The 12,936-nt window shown below is 66.2% G+C and carries 17 protein-coding genes and 1 pseudogene; 6 read left to right on the top strand and 12 right to left on the bottom strand.

Translation table 11 applies throughout. The annotated features are described in order from the left end of the window. Position 1: 1 nt before the first annotated feature. The 5 genes from M2395_RS08340 to M2395_RS08360 all read right to left on the bottom strand — a co-directional run bounded on the left by M2395_RS08340 (position 2) and on the right by M2395_RS08360 (position 5,118). Positions 2-799 carry a transglutaminase family protein gene (locus M2395_RS08340; RefSeq protein ID WP_011060817.1) on the bottom strand — a complete coding sequence of 266 codons (798 nt, stop codon included), beginning with the start codon at positions 797-799 and terminating at the stop codon, positions 2-4. Continuing rightward, on the bottom strand, positions 796-1,746 hold the full coding sequence (locus tag M2395_RS08345; RefSeq protein WP_011060816.1) for an alpha-E domain-containing protein: 951 nt from the start codon (positions 1,744-1,746) through the stop codon (positions 796-798). Before M2395_RS08345 ends, M2395_RS08340 begins: the two co-directional genes overlap by 4 nt. A 3-nt stretch (positions 1,747-1,749) precedes the next feature. After that, positions 1,750-3,159 carry a circularly permuted type 2 ATP-grasp protein gene (locus M2395_RS08350; RefSeq protein ID WP_011060815.1) on the bottom strand — a complete coding sequence of 470 codons (1,410 nt, stop codon included), beginning with the start codon at positions 3,157-3,159 and terminating at the stop codon, positions 1,750-1,752. A 440-nt stretch (positions 3,160-3,599) separates the two neighbouring features. Then, positions 3,600-4,097, bottom strand: a complete 498-nt coding sequence (locus M2395_RS08355) for an AAA family ATPase (RefSeq protein ID WP_123430954.1) — start codon at positions 4,095-4,097, stop codon at positions 3,600-3,602. 256 nt (positions 4,098-4,353) lie between these two features. Further along, on the bottom strand, positions 4,354-5,118 hold the full coding sequence (locus tag M2395_RS08360; RefSeq protein ID WP_123430955.1) for a helix-turn-helix transcriptional regulator: 765 nt from the start codon (positions 5,116-5,118) through the stop codon (positions 4,354-4,356). 81 nt (positions 5,119-5,199) lie between these two features. On the opposite strand from M2395_RS08360, the gene M2395_RS08365 reads away from it, so the two are divergent. The 4 genes from M2395_RS08365 to M2395_RS08380 all read left to right on the top strand — a co-directional run bounded on the left by M2395_RS08365 (position 5,200) and on the right by M2395_RS08380 (position 7,925). Continuing rightward, positions 5,200-6,339 carry a cytochrome P450 gene (locus tag M2395_RS08365; protein WP_077933919.1) on the top strand — a complete coding sequence of 380 codons (1,140 nt, stop codon included), beginning with the start codon at positions 5,200-5,202 and terminating at the stop codon, positions 6,337-6,339. Then, complete coding sequence (locus M2395_RS08370; protein ID WP_015635252.1) at positions 6,336-6,683, top strand: antibiotic biosynthesis monooxygenase; 348 nt, start codon at positions 6,336-6,338, stop codon at positions 6,681-6,683. Before M2395_RS08365 ends, M2395_RS08370 begins: the two co-directional genes overlap by 4 nt. A 94-nt stretch (positions 6,684-6,777) precedes the next feature. Next, positions 6,778-7,269, top strand: a complete 492-nt coding sequence (locus tag M2395_RS08375; protein WP_041117614.1) for a DUF1543 domain-containing protein — start codon at positions 6,778-6,780, stop codon at positions 7,267-7,269. Positions 7,270-7,421: 152 nt separating this feature from the next. Beyond that, positions 7,422-7,925 carry a GNAT family N-acetyltransferase gene (locus M2395_RS08380; RefSeq protein ID WP_123430956.1) on the top strand — a complete coding sequence of 168 codons (504 nt, stop codon included), beginning with the start codon at positions 7,422-7,424 and terminating at the stop codon, positions 7,923-7,925. Positions 7,926-7,938: 13 nt separating this feature from the next. On the opposite strand, the gene M2395_RS08385 is transcribed toward M2395_RS08380, so the two are convergent. Further along, positions 7,939-8,871, bottom strand: coding sequence for a LysR substrate-binding domain-containing protein (locus M2395_RS08385; RefSeq protein ID WP_123430957.1), 933 nt, complete (start codon positions 8,869-8,871; stop codon positions 7,939-7,941). A 119-nt stretch (positions 8,872-8,990) separates the two neighbouring features. Between M2395_RS08385 and M2395_RS08390 the strand changes: the two genes are divergently transcribed. Further along, positions 8,991-9,629: a LysE family translocator gene (locus M2395_RS08390; protein ID WP_185057796.1), complete on the top strand. Its 639-nt coding sequence runs from the start codon at positions 8,991-8,993 to the stop codon at positions 9,627-9,629. 11 nt (positions 9,630-9,640) lie between these two features. Here the strand turns inward: M2395_RS08390 and dmeF are convergent, their stop codons facing one another. Next, entirely contained in the window at positions 9,641-10,621 is a 981-nt protein-coding gene (dmeF, locus tag M2395_RS08395; RefSeq protein ID WP_123430959.1) for a CDF family Co(II)/Ni(II) efflux transporter DmeF, read from the bottom strand. 9 nt (positions 10,622-10,630) lie between these two features. Next, positions 10,631-10,906, bottom strand: coding sequence for a metal/formaldehyde-sensitive transcriptional repressor (locus M2395_RS08400; protein WP_011060804.1), 276 nt, complete (start codon positions 10,904-10,906; stop codon positions 10,631-10,633). A 67-nt stretch (positions 10,907-10,973) separates the two neighbouring features. Between M2395_RS08400 and M2395_RS08405 the strand changes: the two are divergent. Then, positions 10,974-11,093 (top strand): annotated as a pseudogene (locus tag M2395_RS08405) (diguanylate cyclase); the annotation flags it as partial. A 62-nt stretch (positions 11,094-11,155) separates the two neighbouring features. Here M2395_RS08405 and M2395_RS08410 read toward each other — a convergent pair. The 4 genes from M2395_RS08410 to M2395_RS08425 all read right to left on the bottom strand — a co-directional run bounded on the left by M2395_RS08410 (position 11,156) and on the right by M2395_RS08425 (position 12,863). After that, positions 11,156-11,578 carry an NUDIX domain-containing protein gene (locus M2395_RS08410; RefSeq protein ID WP_019094389.1) on the bottom strand — a complete coding sequence of 141 codons (423 nt, stop codon included), beginning with the start codon at positions 11,576-11,578 and terminating at the stop codon, positions 11,156-11,158. A gap of 22 nt (positions 11,579-11,600) precedes the next feature. After that, positions 11,601-11,939, bottom strand: coding sequence for an FKBP-type peptidyl-prolyl cis-trans isomerase (locus tag M2395_RS08415; protein ID WP_011060802.1), 339 nt, complete (start codon positions 11,937-11,939; stop codon positions 11,601-11,603). A gap of 76 nt (positions 11,940-12,015) precedes the next feature. Next, positions 12,016-12,408 carry an Imm10 family immunity protein gene (locus tag M2395_RS08420; protein ID WP_019094390.1) on the bottom strand — a complete coding sequence of 131 codons (393 nt, stop codon included), beginning with the start codon at positions 12,406-12,408 and terminating at the stop codon, positions 12,016-12,018. Between the two features lie 23 nt (positions 12,409-12,431). Next, positions 12,432-12,863: a DUF4265 domain-containing protein gene (locus tag M2395_RS08425; protein ID WP_019094391.1), complete on the bottom strand. Its 432-nt coding sequence runs from the start codon at positions 12,861-12,863 to the stop codon at positions 12,432-12,434. Positions 12,864-12,936 lie beyond the last annotated feature (73 nt).

The raw sequence follows: 12,936 nt of genomic DNA on the forward strand, positions 1-12,936 counted from the left end.
CCTATTGATGCTGGACCTGCATCATGGAACTGACCTGCACCTGCGCGTGCATCTGCTCCGCCCCGCCACCGCGACGCATGCCGCGTACCGGGCAGGCGTCCAGATAATCCAGGCCCACCGCCAGTTTCAGGTGGCGCTCGGGGCGGTCCAGGCGGTTGGTCACGTCGAAGCTGTACCAGCCGTCATCCAGCCAGGCTTCGGCCCAGGCATGGCTGGCCAGGTGGCTCTGGTCCTCGGTGCACAGGTAGCCGGACACGTAGCGCGCCGGTATGCCCAGGCTGCGGGCGCAGGCCAGGAACGCATGGGTGTGGTCCTGGCAGACGCCGGCACCGCCGGCAAAGGCTTGCGCGCCGGTGCTGCCGACCCCGGTGGCGCCAGGGCTGTAGGGCATGTGCTCGGCCAGGGCCTGCATCAGCTCGATCAGCGCGGCGCGATCGCGGCGCTCGCCACAATGCTGTCGGGCAAAGTCGCTCAGGGCCGGGTCGGCCTTGCTCAGGTGGCTGCTGCGCAGGAACGGCAGCGGCGACTGGCTGTCGCCCTCCACTTCGCGCAGCGGGTCGATCTGCACTTCGCCGAAAGCGCTGAGGACGATCGCGCCGTGGGGCTCGTCCAGGGTCATGACGTGGAGGATGTTGCCGTAGGGATCGCGCTGGGCACGCACCCGCCGCGGCAGCTCCAGGTGCCATTGGAGGATCTGCTGGCGCAGGCTGTTCTGGGGCGTCAGGCGCAGGAACTGGATGCTGGTGCAGACTTCATCGGTGTAGCTGTAGGTCGTGTCGTGACGAATGGACAGTTTCATACCACCTCCAGATAGGACTCGTGCACGGTTTGCCCCAGGTGGCGGATCTGAGCGATGCAGTCGGTCAGCCACTGGTGCAGCCCGGAGTCGAGAATCTCGTTGATCCCGGTGTAGCGCAGCCGCGCATTCAGCTCGGCGGCCAGGCGCTGTGCCGGGCGGCCGTTGTCCCCCGGCAGGGCGGCGAGGATCTGGTCCAGCTCCTCGACGCAGGCGTGCAGCGAGCGCGGCACATCGGCGCGCAGCAGCAGCATTTCGGACACCTGCTCGGCCCCCGGGGCGTTGCGGTAGATCTCGTTGAACGCCTCGAAGGAGGACAAGGCGCGAAGCAAGGCGCTCCACTGGTAGTAGCCGCGGGCCGAATCGTCGCTGACCTCCTCGGACTCCTCGCCGAACATTTCATAGCGCGCATCCAGCAGGCGCAGGGTGTTGTCGGCGCGCTCGATAAAGGTCCCCAGGCGGATGAAGCGATAGGCATCGTTGCGCATGATGGTGCCGGCGGTAGCGCCGCGGAACAGGTGCGAACGCTCCTTGACCCACTCGCAGAACTGGCTGATGCCATAGCGCCCCAGGCCGTTGCGGGCGATGTTGCGCATCTCCAGCCAGGTGGCGTTGATGTTTTCCCACATGTCGGCGGTGATCCGCCCGCGCACCGCGTGGGCGTTGCTGCGTGCCGCGCGCAGGCAGCAGTAGATGCTGCCCGGGTTGCTCTCGTCGAGGGCGAAGAAATGCAGCATGCGCTCGCTGTTGAGTTCGCCGTGGCGCTGGTGGTAATCGTCCAGGGTGCCGGCGGCCAGCAGCGACATGGCCAGTTCGGCCTGGCCGTCGCCGCGCCCGGCCTGGGGCATCAGCGACAGCGAATAACTGACTTCGAGCATGCGTGCCAGGTTCTCGGCACGCTCCAGGTAGCGGGACATCCAGTACAGATCGGCTGCGGTTCTTGAAAGCATGGTTCAGTCCTCCACCACCCAGGTGTCTTTGGTGCCGCCGCCCTGGGACGAGTTGACCACCAGCGAGCCCTCGCGCAACGCGACTCGGGTCAGGCCGCCGGGCACCAGGCGGGTTTCCCGGCCCGAAAGCACGAACGGCCGCAGGTCGATATGCCGCGGCGCGATGCCGCTTTCGACAAAGGTCGGGCAGGTGGACAGCGACAGGGTCGGCTGGGCGATATAGGCCTCGGGCCGGGCCTTGATCCGCACGCGGAATTCCTCGATCTGCGCCGCCGTGGCCGCCGGCCCCACCAGCATGCCGTAGCCGCCGGAACCCTGGGTTTCCTTGACCACCAACTGCGCCAGGTTGGCCAGCACGTGGGACAGTTCGGCGGGCTTGCGGCACTGCCAGGTGGGCACGTTCTTGAGGATCGGTTCCTCGCTGAGGTAAAAGCGGATCATCTCGTCCACATAGGGGTAGATCGACTTGTCGTCGGCCACCCCGGTGCCCACGGCATTGGCCAGCACCACGTTGCCGCAGCGGTAGGCGGCGATCAGCCCGGGCACCCCGAGCATGGAATCGGGGTTGAACGACAGCGGGTCCAGGTAGGCGTCATCCAGGCGTCGGTAGATCACGTCCACCGCCTGGGCACCGGCGGTGGTGCGCATGTACACCCGGTCGTCACGCACGAACAGGTCGGCGCCTTCCACCAGTTCCACGCCCATCTCCCGGGCCAGAAACGCATGTTCGAAATAGGCACTGTTGAAGCGCCCCGGGGTCAGCACCACCACGGTCGGGTTATCCAGGGGGCTGGAGCTTTTCAGGGTGTCCAGCAGCAGGTTCGGGTAATGGTCGATGGGCGCGATGCGCTGGGCGGCGAACAGTTCGGGGAACAGGCGCATCATCATCTTGCGGTCTTCGAGCATGTAGCTGACACCGCTGGGGGTGCGCAGGTTGTCTTCGAGCACGTAGTAGCTGCCGTCGCCATCGCGCACCAGGTCGACCCCGGCGATATGGGCATAGATGCCGCGGTGCAGGTCCAGGCCCTGCATCGCCACCTGGTAGCCCTCGTTGGCCAGCACCTGTTCGGCGGGGATGATGCCTTCCTTGAGAATCCGCTGGCCGTGATAGAGGTCGGCGAGGAACAGGTTCAGCGCCTGCACCCGCTGGATGCAGCCGCGCTCCACGGTGCGCCATTCGCTGGCCTTGATGCTGCGGGGAATGATGTCGAAGGGAATCAGGCGCTCGGTGCCCTGCTCGTCGCCGTACAGGGTGAAGGTGATACCGGCGCGGTGGAACAGCAGGTCGGCTTCGCGCCGGCGCTGGTCCAAAAGTTCCAGAGGAGTGTCCGCCAGCCAGCGGGCAAACCCCTGGTAGTGAGGCCGGCAGACGCCATCGGCAGCATACATTTCATCAAAGAAAGCGCGGGACATAGCCAACTCCTTGCCGTGACGTGAACGGCTTTTTATTTGAACCCTGTGTGTGCGTGACCCGGCTTCGAGCGTGAGGGGCCCAGCCCCCCTGAAAGAGTGATAGCAATCGCTATGCCGCAAATGCACGGTGCGCCGCCCCGGAGGTGGCCCGTGGCAAAAATGACCGATTAGCGACAAATAGATTCAAAAAAGAGACACAAAGAAAGCTGGAGAACACCCAGCAGCAAAGCCCCAGCAGCGTAGCCGGCGCCGCTCGCGGCCCTGCGCGAACAGAATCGGTGCACAAAGCCCCCGCGCTGAATGTTTTGCCCCGTTATCGGGAGTTTTCCGGCCAATGCCGCCCCACAGCGCGGCCTTGAGGCGCCATCGCGGGGCCCTGAGCACTGACCATCAGCGCACCATCAAGGTTCAAAGACTTGGCGCCGCTGCCCCCGGCAACCTCAGGCGCCCGGCAGGCACGCCAGAATCACGGCCAGCGCCTGCTGCGGTGAGAGCTGCGCGGTGTCCAGGCGCAGCGGCGAGCTCGCCCAGGGCTGATAGTCATGCTCGAGCACCGATTTCCAGCTGGGCGGGCGCAGGCCCGGCACGTCCAACTGGCGGGTCTCGACCCGGCGCCGATGCTCCGCAAGATCGGAGCACACCACCTCGATCTCCAGCAGCCTCACCCCCTGTCTGCTGGCCAGGGCCTGCCAGGCCTGGCGGCTTTCCTGCACCGGATTGACGCAGTCGGCCAGTACCCGATTGCCCAGGGCCAGGTTGGCCTCCGCCAGTTGCAGGGCAATCTGGTAGCCGCCCTTGCCCACCTGCGCCAGGCCAGCGTCACGCAGGCCCTGTTCGATGCTGTCGATGCGCAGGTAGGTGGCCGCCAGGTGTGGCGCCAGGGTACGGGCGATGGTGGTCTTGCCGGTGCCCGGCAAGCCGCTGAAAACGATGAGCATGCAAGGCCCTGCCTACGTTGAAGGACGCACAGCTTTACCACTATTGCCACAGGCGTCCAGCCCCGGGCTTGAGGACGGGCCTGCCATTAGCCCTGAGCCGGCCCCCGCACTTCGATCAGCCTCTGACGCTCTAGCGGTGCCACCACCTATCCAGCACCAGCTTCATCTGGGCCAGAGTCAGGGACGCCCAACCACTGCCCGACATGCCCCGTTCGCCAACAAGTGGCCCAGGCCCTGGAACAGAAGCTTGCAGACGTCAGCCGCCGAGGCGTTGCAATTCAATGACGGCCGAGGACGACAGCGGCCGGGCCGGCTGGATCAGGGCCATGCCAAAGCGCTTGCTGATGTAGCGACCGCCGGTGCCGGTCAGGCTCAGGGCGCGACTGTCCAGGTCCTGGATCAGCCATTTGCGCTCCAGCAAGGCCTGCAACAGCGCCGCCCCCAGGGCGCCCCCCAGGTGCGGACGGCGCATGCTCCAGTCCAGGCACGGGCAGGCAAAGCGTCGACGCAAGGCCTTGAGCCCGGCCACCTCGATCCCCAGGCTGCGGAAAAATTCTTCGCCGCTGTCGCTGACCCGGTAGGCCTCGCCCTCCCCGCCCTCCTCGGCCGCCACCAGCCAGCCGGCCTCGAACATCCGGTCGTGCAACTGCACCCCCAGGGTGCCCGCCAGGTGGTCGTAGCAGGTACGGGCGAACTGCAGGCGGTCCGGGGTGCGCGGGGTGAAGCTGGGTGCGCGGCCCTGGCCAATCACCATCAGCGCCTCAAGGGCCTGGGCCACCAGCGGGTCGCCGAGGCAGTAGTAACGGTGCCGGCCCTGGACCTGCACCCGCAATAGCCCCGCCTCCTTGAGCTTGGCCAGATGGGCACTGGCGGTGGAGGTGCTGACCTCGGCAATCGCCGCCAGCTCGGTACTGGTGCGTGCGTGGCCGTCCATCAGCGCACAGAGCATGCGGGTGCGCGCCGGCTCGGCGATGGCCGCCGCCACTTGGGATACCCCGACGTCGTTCTGCACTACATTCATATTTCGCTCCCTGACGAATCGTGTCTTCGAAAGGGTCAGGATAGTAGCAGCCTGGATATCTGCCGAACAAAGAGATAAATCATGGACGCGATCAGCGCTGCTACTCACTCAGACCCGTACTTCTACTACACCCGCCTCCGCGCCCGGGGCGGCCTGACCTACGATTGCGCCCTCAGGCTATGGGTCGCCAGCAGCGCCGCGGCGGTGGCAGCGGTGCTCGACCACCCTGCCTGCCAGGTGCGTCCCAGTACCGAGCCGGTACCCCAGGCCATTGCCGGAAGGCCGGCCGGGCAGTTGTTCGGCCGCCTGATGCGGATGAACGATGGCCCGCGCCAGCGTTGCCCGCGTGCGGCCATCGAACCGGCCTTGCAGGGCCTCTGTACCGCCGGGCTGGAGACCCATCTGGCCCGGTGGCAACCGGCCCTTGTGGCTCCGGCCTGCGCTGGCGACCTGCAACGCTGGCAGTTCGTACTGCCGGTGGCGCTGCTGGCCAGCCTGCTTGGCGTCCCCGCCGGACAGTGCGAAACACTCGCCCGGCGCACCGGGGAATTCGTCGCCTGCTTCTCGCCCCTGAGCGATCAACCCCGATTGCAGGCCGCCGACCGGGCAGCACTGGAGCTGGACGCGCAAATGCAGGCCCTGGTGCAGGCCCCGCAACACAGCCCGCTGCTGCGGCAGATTCTCGACCGCAGTGGTGAGCTTGCTCCAGCGGACCTGCGGGCCAATCTGGCGGGCTTGCTGGCGCAGACCCATGACGCCTGCGCCGGCCTGGTCGGCAACAGCCTGGTCGCCCTGCTGGCTGCACCGGCCATGCGGCAGCGCCTGCGCCAGGAACCGAGCCTGCTGGGCGACTGGCTGCTGGAGCGCCAGCGCCTGGACCCGCCGGTGCAGAACACCCGGCGCTTCGTCACCGCGCCCTGCACCGTGCACGGCGTGGAACTGCAAGCCGGCGAAACCATTCTGGTGCTGCTGGCCGCGGCCAACCAGGACCCGGCGCTAGCCGCCATTACCGGCAGCAACCCGGCGCATCAGGGCTTCAGCTTCGGCGCCGGAACCCACCGCTGCCCGGGCCGGGAGCTGGCCTTGGGCATAGTCCAATGCCTGTTGCACGCCCTGCTGCAGGGCCCCGGCCTGGATGCACTGGCCCTGGACTGGCAGTACCAGGCCTCGGTCAACGGCCGTATTCCGCTGTTCAGCGACCGCGGGGAGGCCGAACAATGATCGCGGTGATCTTCGAAGTGCTGCCAGCTTCGGGCCAACGCGACGCCTACCTGGAGCTGGCGGCCGGGCTGAAAAACCAGCTGGAGGAGATTGACGGTTTCATCTCCATCGAACGCTTCCAGAGCCTGGCCCAGCCGGAAAAACTGCTGTCCCTGTCGTTCTGGCGTGACGAGCAGGCCGTGGCCCAGTGGCGCAACCTGGAATGCCACCGCCAGGCGCAGGCCCGGGGCCGCGGTGAGGTATTTGCCGACTACCGGCTGCGGGTGGCGACGGTGCTGCGCGACTATGGACTGCAAGAGCGTTGCCAGGCCCCTGCGGACAGCCGCCGGTTGCATGGCCGCTGAAACCGTCGGCCTTGGCCCGGCGCCCGGCTTGAGGTAAAACGTGCGCCCGCGGTGGCGGCACGCGCCACCACCTAGCCCGGAACAAGGAGCCTGCATGCTGTTTGTGGTGATGCTGGGGGGCAAGCACCCCAGAGCGAAAATCGAAGTCCATGATGTGCAATTCGTGGTCGCCGACAGCCTCGAAGCGGCCTACCCGCAACTGCGCGAAGACTGGTTCGGAAGCCCGGCGGGGTTGCACATCGACTCATGGATGCGGGTGGACGGTATCGAAGACTACAGGCTCGAACTCAGCGCCCTGGCCCCGGCGGCGGATGCGCCGCGCCTGTACTTCATCAACCTGGGCGGCTATGAAGCAGCGACCTTCGGCGAAGCCCACCGTTACCTGCTGGTGGTGGCCCGGGACAAGGCGCAGGCCAAGGCCAAAGGCAAGCAGCAGATGCTTGCCCACTGGCACAAATCCCACACCGATGCCCTGCTGGACGTCGACGACTGCCTGCCCATCGACCTGGCGGACGGCCGCTACGTGCACCTGGTGAAGGGCCCTCACCAGGGCATCGTGCAGCACAACGACTACATCATCCTGTAGCCGCCGGCTGGCCGGCGAAGGCGGTCTTGCAGGCCCTTTCGCTGGCAAGCCAGCTCCTACAGGGGCGGTGTGATCCTGTAGCAACCGGCTGACAGGCCAGTGAAGCGCGCGCAGGCCGGCTATGCTGGCGTTTTTCTTCAGGGAGCAGAGCCATGCCGCTATGTTTGCGCAACGCACAGCAAGACGACACCCAGCGCCTGAGCCAGATCGCCCGCCAGACCTTTGCCCTCGCCTGCCCGCCGGACACCCCGGCAACGGAGATCGAGGCCTTTATCCAGGAAAACCTGCTGCCCGAACATTTCAGCGCACTGCTGGAAGCCCCCGGCAAACAGTTGCGGGGGCTGCTCGATGACAACCGGATCATCGGCTACAGCCTGGTCAACCTGCACCCGCAGGACCTCGGGGTGGCCAGTGCCGACGGCATCGCCGAGCTGACCCGTTGCTACCTGGATGCCGCCCACCATGGCAGTGGCGCCGCCCAGTTCCTGCTGGCACAGACCCTGGCACAACAGCCCGGCCCCCTGCGCCTGACCGTCAACGAACACAATGCCCGGGCGATCCGTTTCTACCAGCGCAACGGCTTTGTGAGGGTCGGCGAAACCCTGTTCCCCTGCGGCGCCGACCTGCACCGCGACTGGGTCATGCTGCGCCGTTGAAGCGGCCCCGCCATCAGCCCGCGCCAGGCGTCAGGTCAGCCAGTTCAAGGTCATCGATGGATACCACTTGCTCCAGCAGAAAGGCGCGCAGGCCGTCGATCTGTTCCCGGCGCGGGCTGTCCCGCAGCCACACCAGGTAATAGCCGTCCCCCGAGGCCAGCGCACGGGGAAACGGCAGGCTGACCAGGCCCTGGCGGATGTCCTCGGCCACCAGGTACAGGTCGGCGATGGACAGCCCGTGGCCACGCATGGCCGCGCAGATCGCCTGGTCCAGTGTGTCGAAGACGTTGCCCCGGTCCAGCCGTACCTGCCCCAGCAGGCCCTGGGCCTGTAGCCAGCGCCGCCAGTCGCGGCGGTCCGCCGAAGGGTGGATCAGTGGCGCCTCCCTGAGCCGTTCCAGGGTCCAGGGCGGCGCATCCACAGCCTCCGCAGGGCCGATGGGAATCAGCCACTCATCGAACAACTTGCAGGCCTCGACCCCGGCGCCGAACTGCCCGTTGCCCAGCAGAATCGCGCAGTCATAGGGCTCGGCATGAAAATCCACATGATCGAAATCCATCCACACGCTGGCCAGTTGCACCGCCAGCGACGGCTGCTGGTGCTTGAGCTGGTCCAGGGCCCGCAGCAGCCAACGCATGGTCAGTGTCGAAGGGGCCTTGAGGCGTAATTGGCCACTGCCGCTGCGCAGCGGCAGACAGGCGTCCTCGATGATCCGGAACCCCGCCTTGAGCTCCCGGGCCAGGCGCTGCCCGACGTCAGTGAGTACCAACCTGGGGCCGTGGCGCTCGAACAGGCGGCAGCCGAACTGGCTTTCCAGGGTGCGGATATGCCGGCTGATGGCGCTTTGGGTCAGGGACAGCTCCTCTTCGGCCCGGGTGAAGGAGCTGGAACGGGCCGCCACTTCAAAGGCGCGCAAGGCATAGAGCGGCGGCAGGGACTCGACCATCGGCAAGCACTCAGCATGATTAAAAATCATAGTAGGTCACAGCTTTTTGCGTTTTTCAACGCAGGCTCAAGCCTTCAGGCTAGGGCCTTTGCCAATGATCGAGGAGTTGCCGGGTGGATGTGAACATGTCGTTATTGCTGGCCTATACCCTGAGCGTGCTGATGCTGGTAGCGACCCCGGGGCCGGTGGTGGCGCTGATCGTCAGCACCAGCATGAACGCCGGCCCGCGCCAGGCGCTGCTGACCGCCCTGGGCACCAACGCGGCGTCGTTGCTGCTGGCCCTGCTGGCGGTGCTGATGCTCTCCGGCGGGCTGGCCCTGGATCCACGGCTGATCCACTGGATCAGCGTGCTGGGCTGCTGCTTCATTGCCTGGCTGGCCGTGCAGGGGTTGCGCGAGGCGGCCGCCCAACCCGCTGCGCAAGCACCGGAAAAAAACCTGGCCGGACGCGGCAGGGGCCTGGCCACCGGCTTTGTGGTGGGCATCGGCAACCCCAAGGACATCATCTTCTTTATCTCGTTCTTCCCCCAGTTCATCCAGGTCGGCCGTACCTTCGAACACAGCGCCCTGCTGCTGACCCTGGTCTGGGTACTGATCGACCTGGCGGTGCTGGGGGCCTATATCCTGGTGGCACGCCAGGGCTTCTCGCTGAAGTACAAGCGCCTGGTGACGGGGGTGTCGAGCCTGGTGCTGCTGGCAGTGGCCGTGGTGGGGCTGGCCTATTCGCTGCTGGAACTTTACCGCCCGGGCGCCACCTGAGGCGCCCGGCTTCAGACGCTGCGCAATTCCAGGGTCAGGTGCGACAGCCCGGGCAGCGCGGCCAGGCGCGCACGCACGGTCTCGGCACTGAGCGAGGCCCGGGCCACCACACTGACAATCGCCGCCCGGGCCCCGGGGCCCACCTGCCACACGTGCAGGTCGACGATACTGGCATCCCCCGGCCCTTCCACCGATGCGCGGATCTGCCCGGCCACCTGCTCATCGCTGGCATCGAGCAGCACCGCGGCGCTGGACTTGATCAGGGCATAGGACCAGCGGGCAATCACCAGCGCGCCGACAATGCCCATCGCAGGGTCGAGCCAGACCCAACCCAGGTAGCGCCCGGCCAGCAGCGCGGCAATGGCCAGCACCGACGTCAGGGCATCGGCCAAAACATGCACATAGACCGAACGCAGGTTGTTGTCGCCCCCGGCCCGGTTCGACTGGTGATGCTCGTGATGCTCGTGATGCTCGTGATGCTCGTGATGCTCGTGATCATGAGAGTGGCCGTGGGAATGGCCATGATGGTCGTGCCCCCCGCCCAGCAGCCAGGCGCTGAGAATGTTCACCAGCAACCCCGCCACGGCGATCAGCGTGGCTTCGCCAAAGGCCACGCGAGTGGGCTGGAACAGCCGCACCAGGGATTCGCCGGCAATGCCCAGCGCCACCAGGCCGAGAATGATGGCCGAGGCAAAGCCCGCCAGGTCGCCGACCTTGCCGGTGCCGAAACTGAAACGCCGGTTGCCGGCATTGCGCCGGGCAAAACCATAGGCCGCCGCCGCGATGCCCAGGGCCCCGGCGTGGGTGGCCATGTGCAGCCCATCGGCCAGCAGGGCCATGGAACCGGTGAGGTAACCGGCGACGATCTCTCCCGCCATCATCACCACCGTCAACAGCACCACCCACAGCGTGCGGCGGGCGTTGTCGTCGTGATCAGCACCGAGAAACTGATGATCGTGGGCCAGGTGTGCAGCCTGCTGAGACAGGTTCATGAGCGGCTCCTACTTGGAATAACGGCGGATGGCTTCAAGCAGTTCATCCACGCCCCGGGCCCGCTCGGCATCGCTGAGCTCGGGGTTGGCCACGTGCTCCAGAGCATGGGCTTCGATGATCTCGCCCATCAGGCCGCTGATGGCGCCCCGAGTGGCGGCCACCAGGTGCAGGGTCTTGCCGCAGTCGGCCCCGCTTTCCAGGGCTCGCTCCACAGCCTGGACCTGGCCGAGAATGCGCCGGACCCGCTTGAGCAGCTCATCTTTCTGCGCATGAGTGTGTGACATACCTATACCCCCTATACCTATATAGAGCGCATCTTGCTCCCCTGCCCTCGACAACGCAAGCCGGCCCGACGATGCCGAACGGTTCAAGCGCAGCCAATATTTTGCGCGGATCGACACCTGGGACTGGGAGGTCGATACCCAGCGCCTGTACTGGTCGGAGGCGATCTACGGCATGTTCGGCTTCCAGGCGATGTACGAGGCCCGGCGCAGCGGCAACAACCACTACCGTCTCGGGCAATAAGCCGCTGCCTAGGCCTCGGCGCCTTCGCCCAGCAGGCGTTGGCGCAGGAATCCCAGGGCGCCCTGGAACAGCGGGTGCCATTGCTCCGACGGCAAGCTGGCCAGGGGCTGCCAGAAAAACTCGAACCGATGGCCGCCGTCATCCGCGGTGAAATGGCTCCAGCTTTCCGGCAACGGCGCTGGCACCCGGCATTCATGGAAGGCCCACACCTGGCCGCAGAAACCCGAATGCCAGAGCCCCAGGAAACCGCTTTCCCCGGCCTGGACACCGGCCTCTTCCGCCAGCTCGCGAACGGCTGCAGTAGCCGTGGACTCCCCCGCCTCCACCGTGCCCTTGACCAGTTGCAGGCCGGCCAGCGGATGGCGGAAAGCCAGGATCTCCAGCTCGGTGGAATGGCGCAGCACCACCGGGCAGGCTTTATTGGCACGCATCGGCCCCTCGCTCCTCAAGCCTTCAATCGTCCCGGGTCAGCACTTCCAGCAACTCGATCTCGAAGATCAGGTTGGAATTGGGCGGGATGGCGCCCATGGAACGCTCGCCATAACCCAGGTGCGCCGGCACCAGCAGCTTGCGCTTGCCGCCCACCTGCATGCCCATCAGGCCCTGGTCCCAGCCCTTGATCACCCGGCCGGTGCCGATCACGCACTGGAACGGCTTGCCACGATCATAGGAGGAGTCGAAGCTGCTGCCGTCCTCCAGAAAGCCCCGGTACTGGGTGGTGATCAAGGCGCCCTTGACCACAGCCTTGCCGTCGCCCGGCTGGATATCGATGACCTGCAATTCGTCGCTCATGGTTCACTCCCGTTCAAGCATTGCCCCGTCACGGGACTGCGGCGCGCTTTTTCGCAGAATTGCCCCGGCTTGGCAATCACTGTGGCGCCACCTCGATCAGGGTATCGGTATCGAGAAAGATCGCCCCCAGCGCCATCGCGACCTCCTCGACGCTGGCGAGCCCCGGCTTCCAGCTGATCTCAAGGCTGGGCAAGCCCCGGCACCAGGCCTGGGAATCGCCAAAATGCAGGGTCAGGCGGCCCGGGGCCAGCAGCACCTGGCGGATGCCGCCATAGCCGGACACTGCCTGGCCGCCCAGTTCGACATGGTAAGTGTCCATGCCCAACTGCCGGTCCTGCTCGTCAAAGCATTCGGCGCGCTGCAACAGCAGGTAGTGCCCGGGCGGCTGCCCGTCGTCGGCAAAGCCCAGGATCTGCACCTCGTCTTCAGTGCAGGCACTGTAGCCAGTGGCATGAAATTTCAAACTCATCGCTCCTTGCTCCTTATTCGCGGTCACTGGCGCAACAGCCCGCTTTCATAATCCAGCCAATCCTGCTCAAAGCACTCCTGCAGGTACTCCAGCACGCTGTCCAGCGACACCGAGGCAGGCACATTGACAGCAAGGAACGCCTTGCTCATGCCCTCCCAGCTGCAGCCCAGGGCGTTGATCCGCGCCAGCACCTCGGGGGTCCGGGCCCTGCCGGCGTCAAAGAACACCAGGCGCAACGTGCTGTTGCCACTGCTGCGCCCGACCCGCCTGAACCACTTCAGGCCATCGGCCTCCACCTGGACTTCGACGTCGTCCTCGTAACAGGCATCCTGGGAGTAGAACGGAAGGTTGGCGATACGGTACAGGCCATCGGGCTGGCGTTCGGCCCAGACCCCTTCGCTGGCCACCGGCGGATAGTCGTCCACCACCGTCAACCTGAGCATGATCTTGTCCATCACCTGTCCCTGGTTCATTGAATAATAGGCAGCGGTGCCTTTCGGCCCCCGCGCAAGCCGAGCGCTTTTTCGC

The sequence above is a fragment of the Pseudomonas sp. BIGb0176 genome, from assembly GCF_024810175.1.
GTDB classification, from domain to species: Bacteria; Pseudomonadota; Gammaproteobacteria; order Pseudomonadales; family Pseudomonadaceae; genus Aquipseudomonas; species Aquipseudomonas protegens.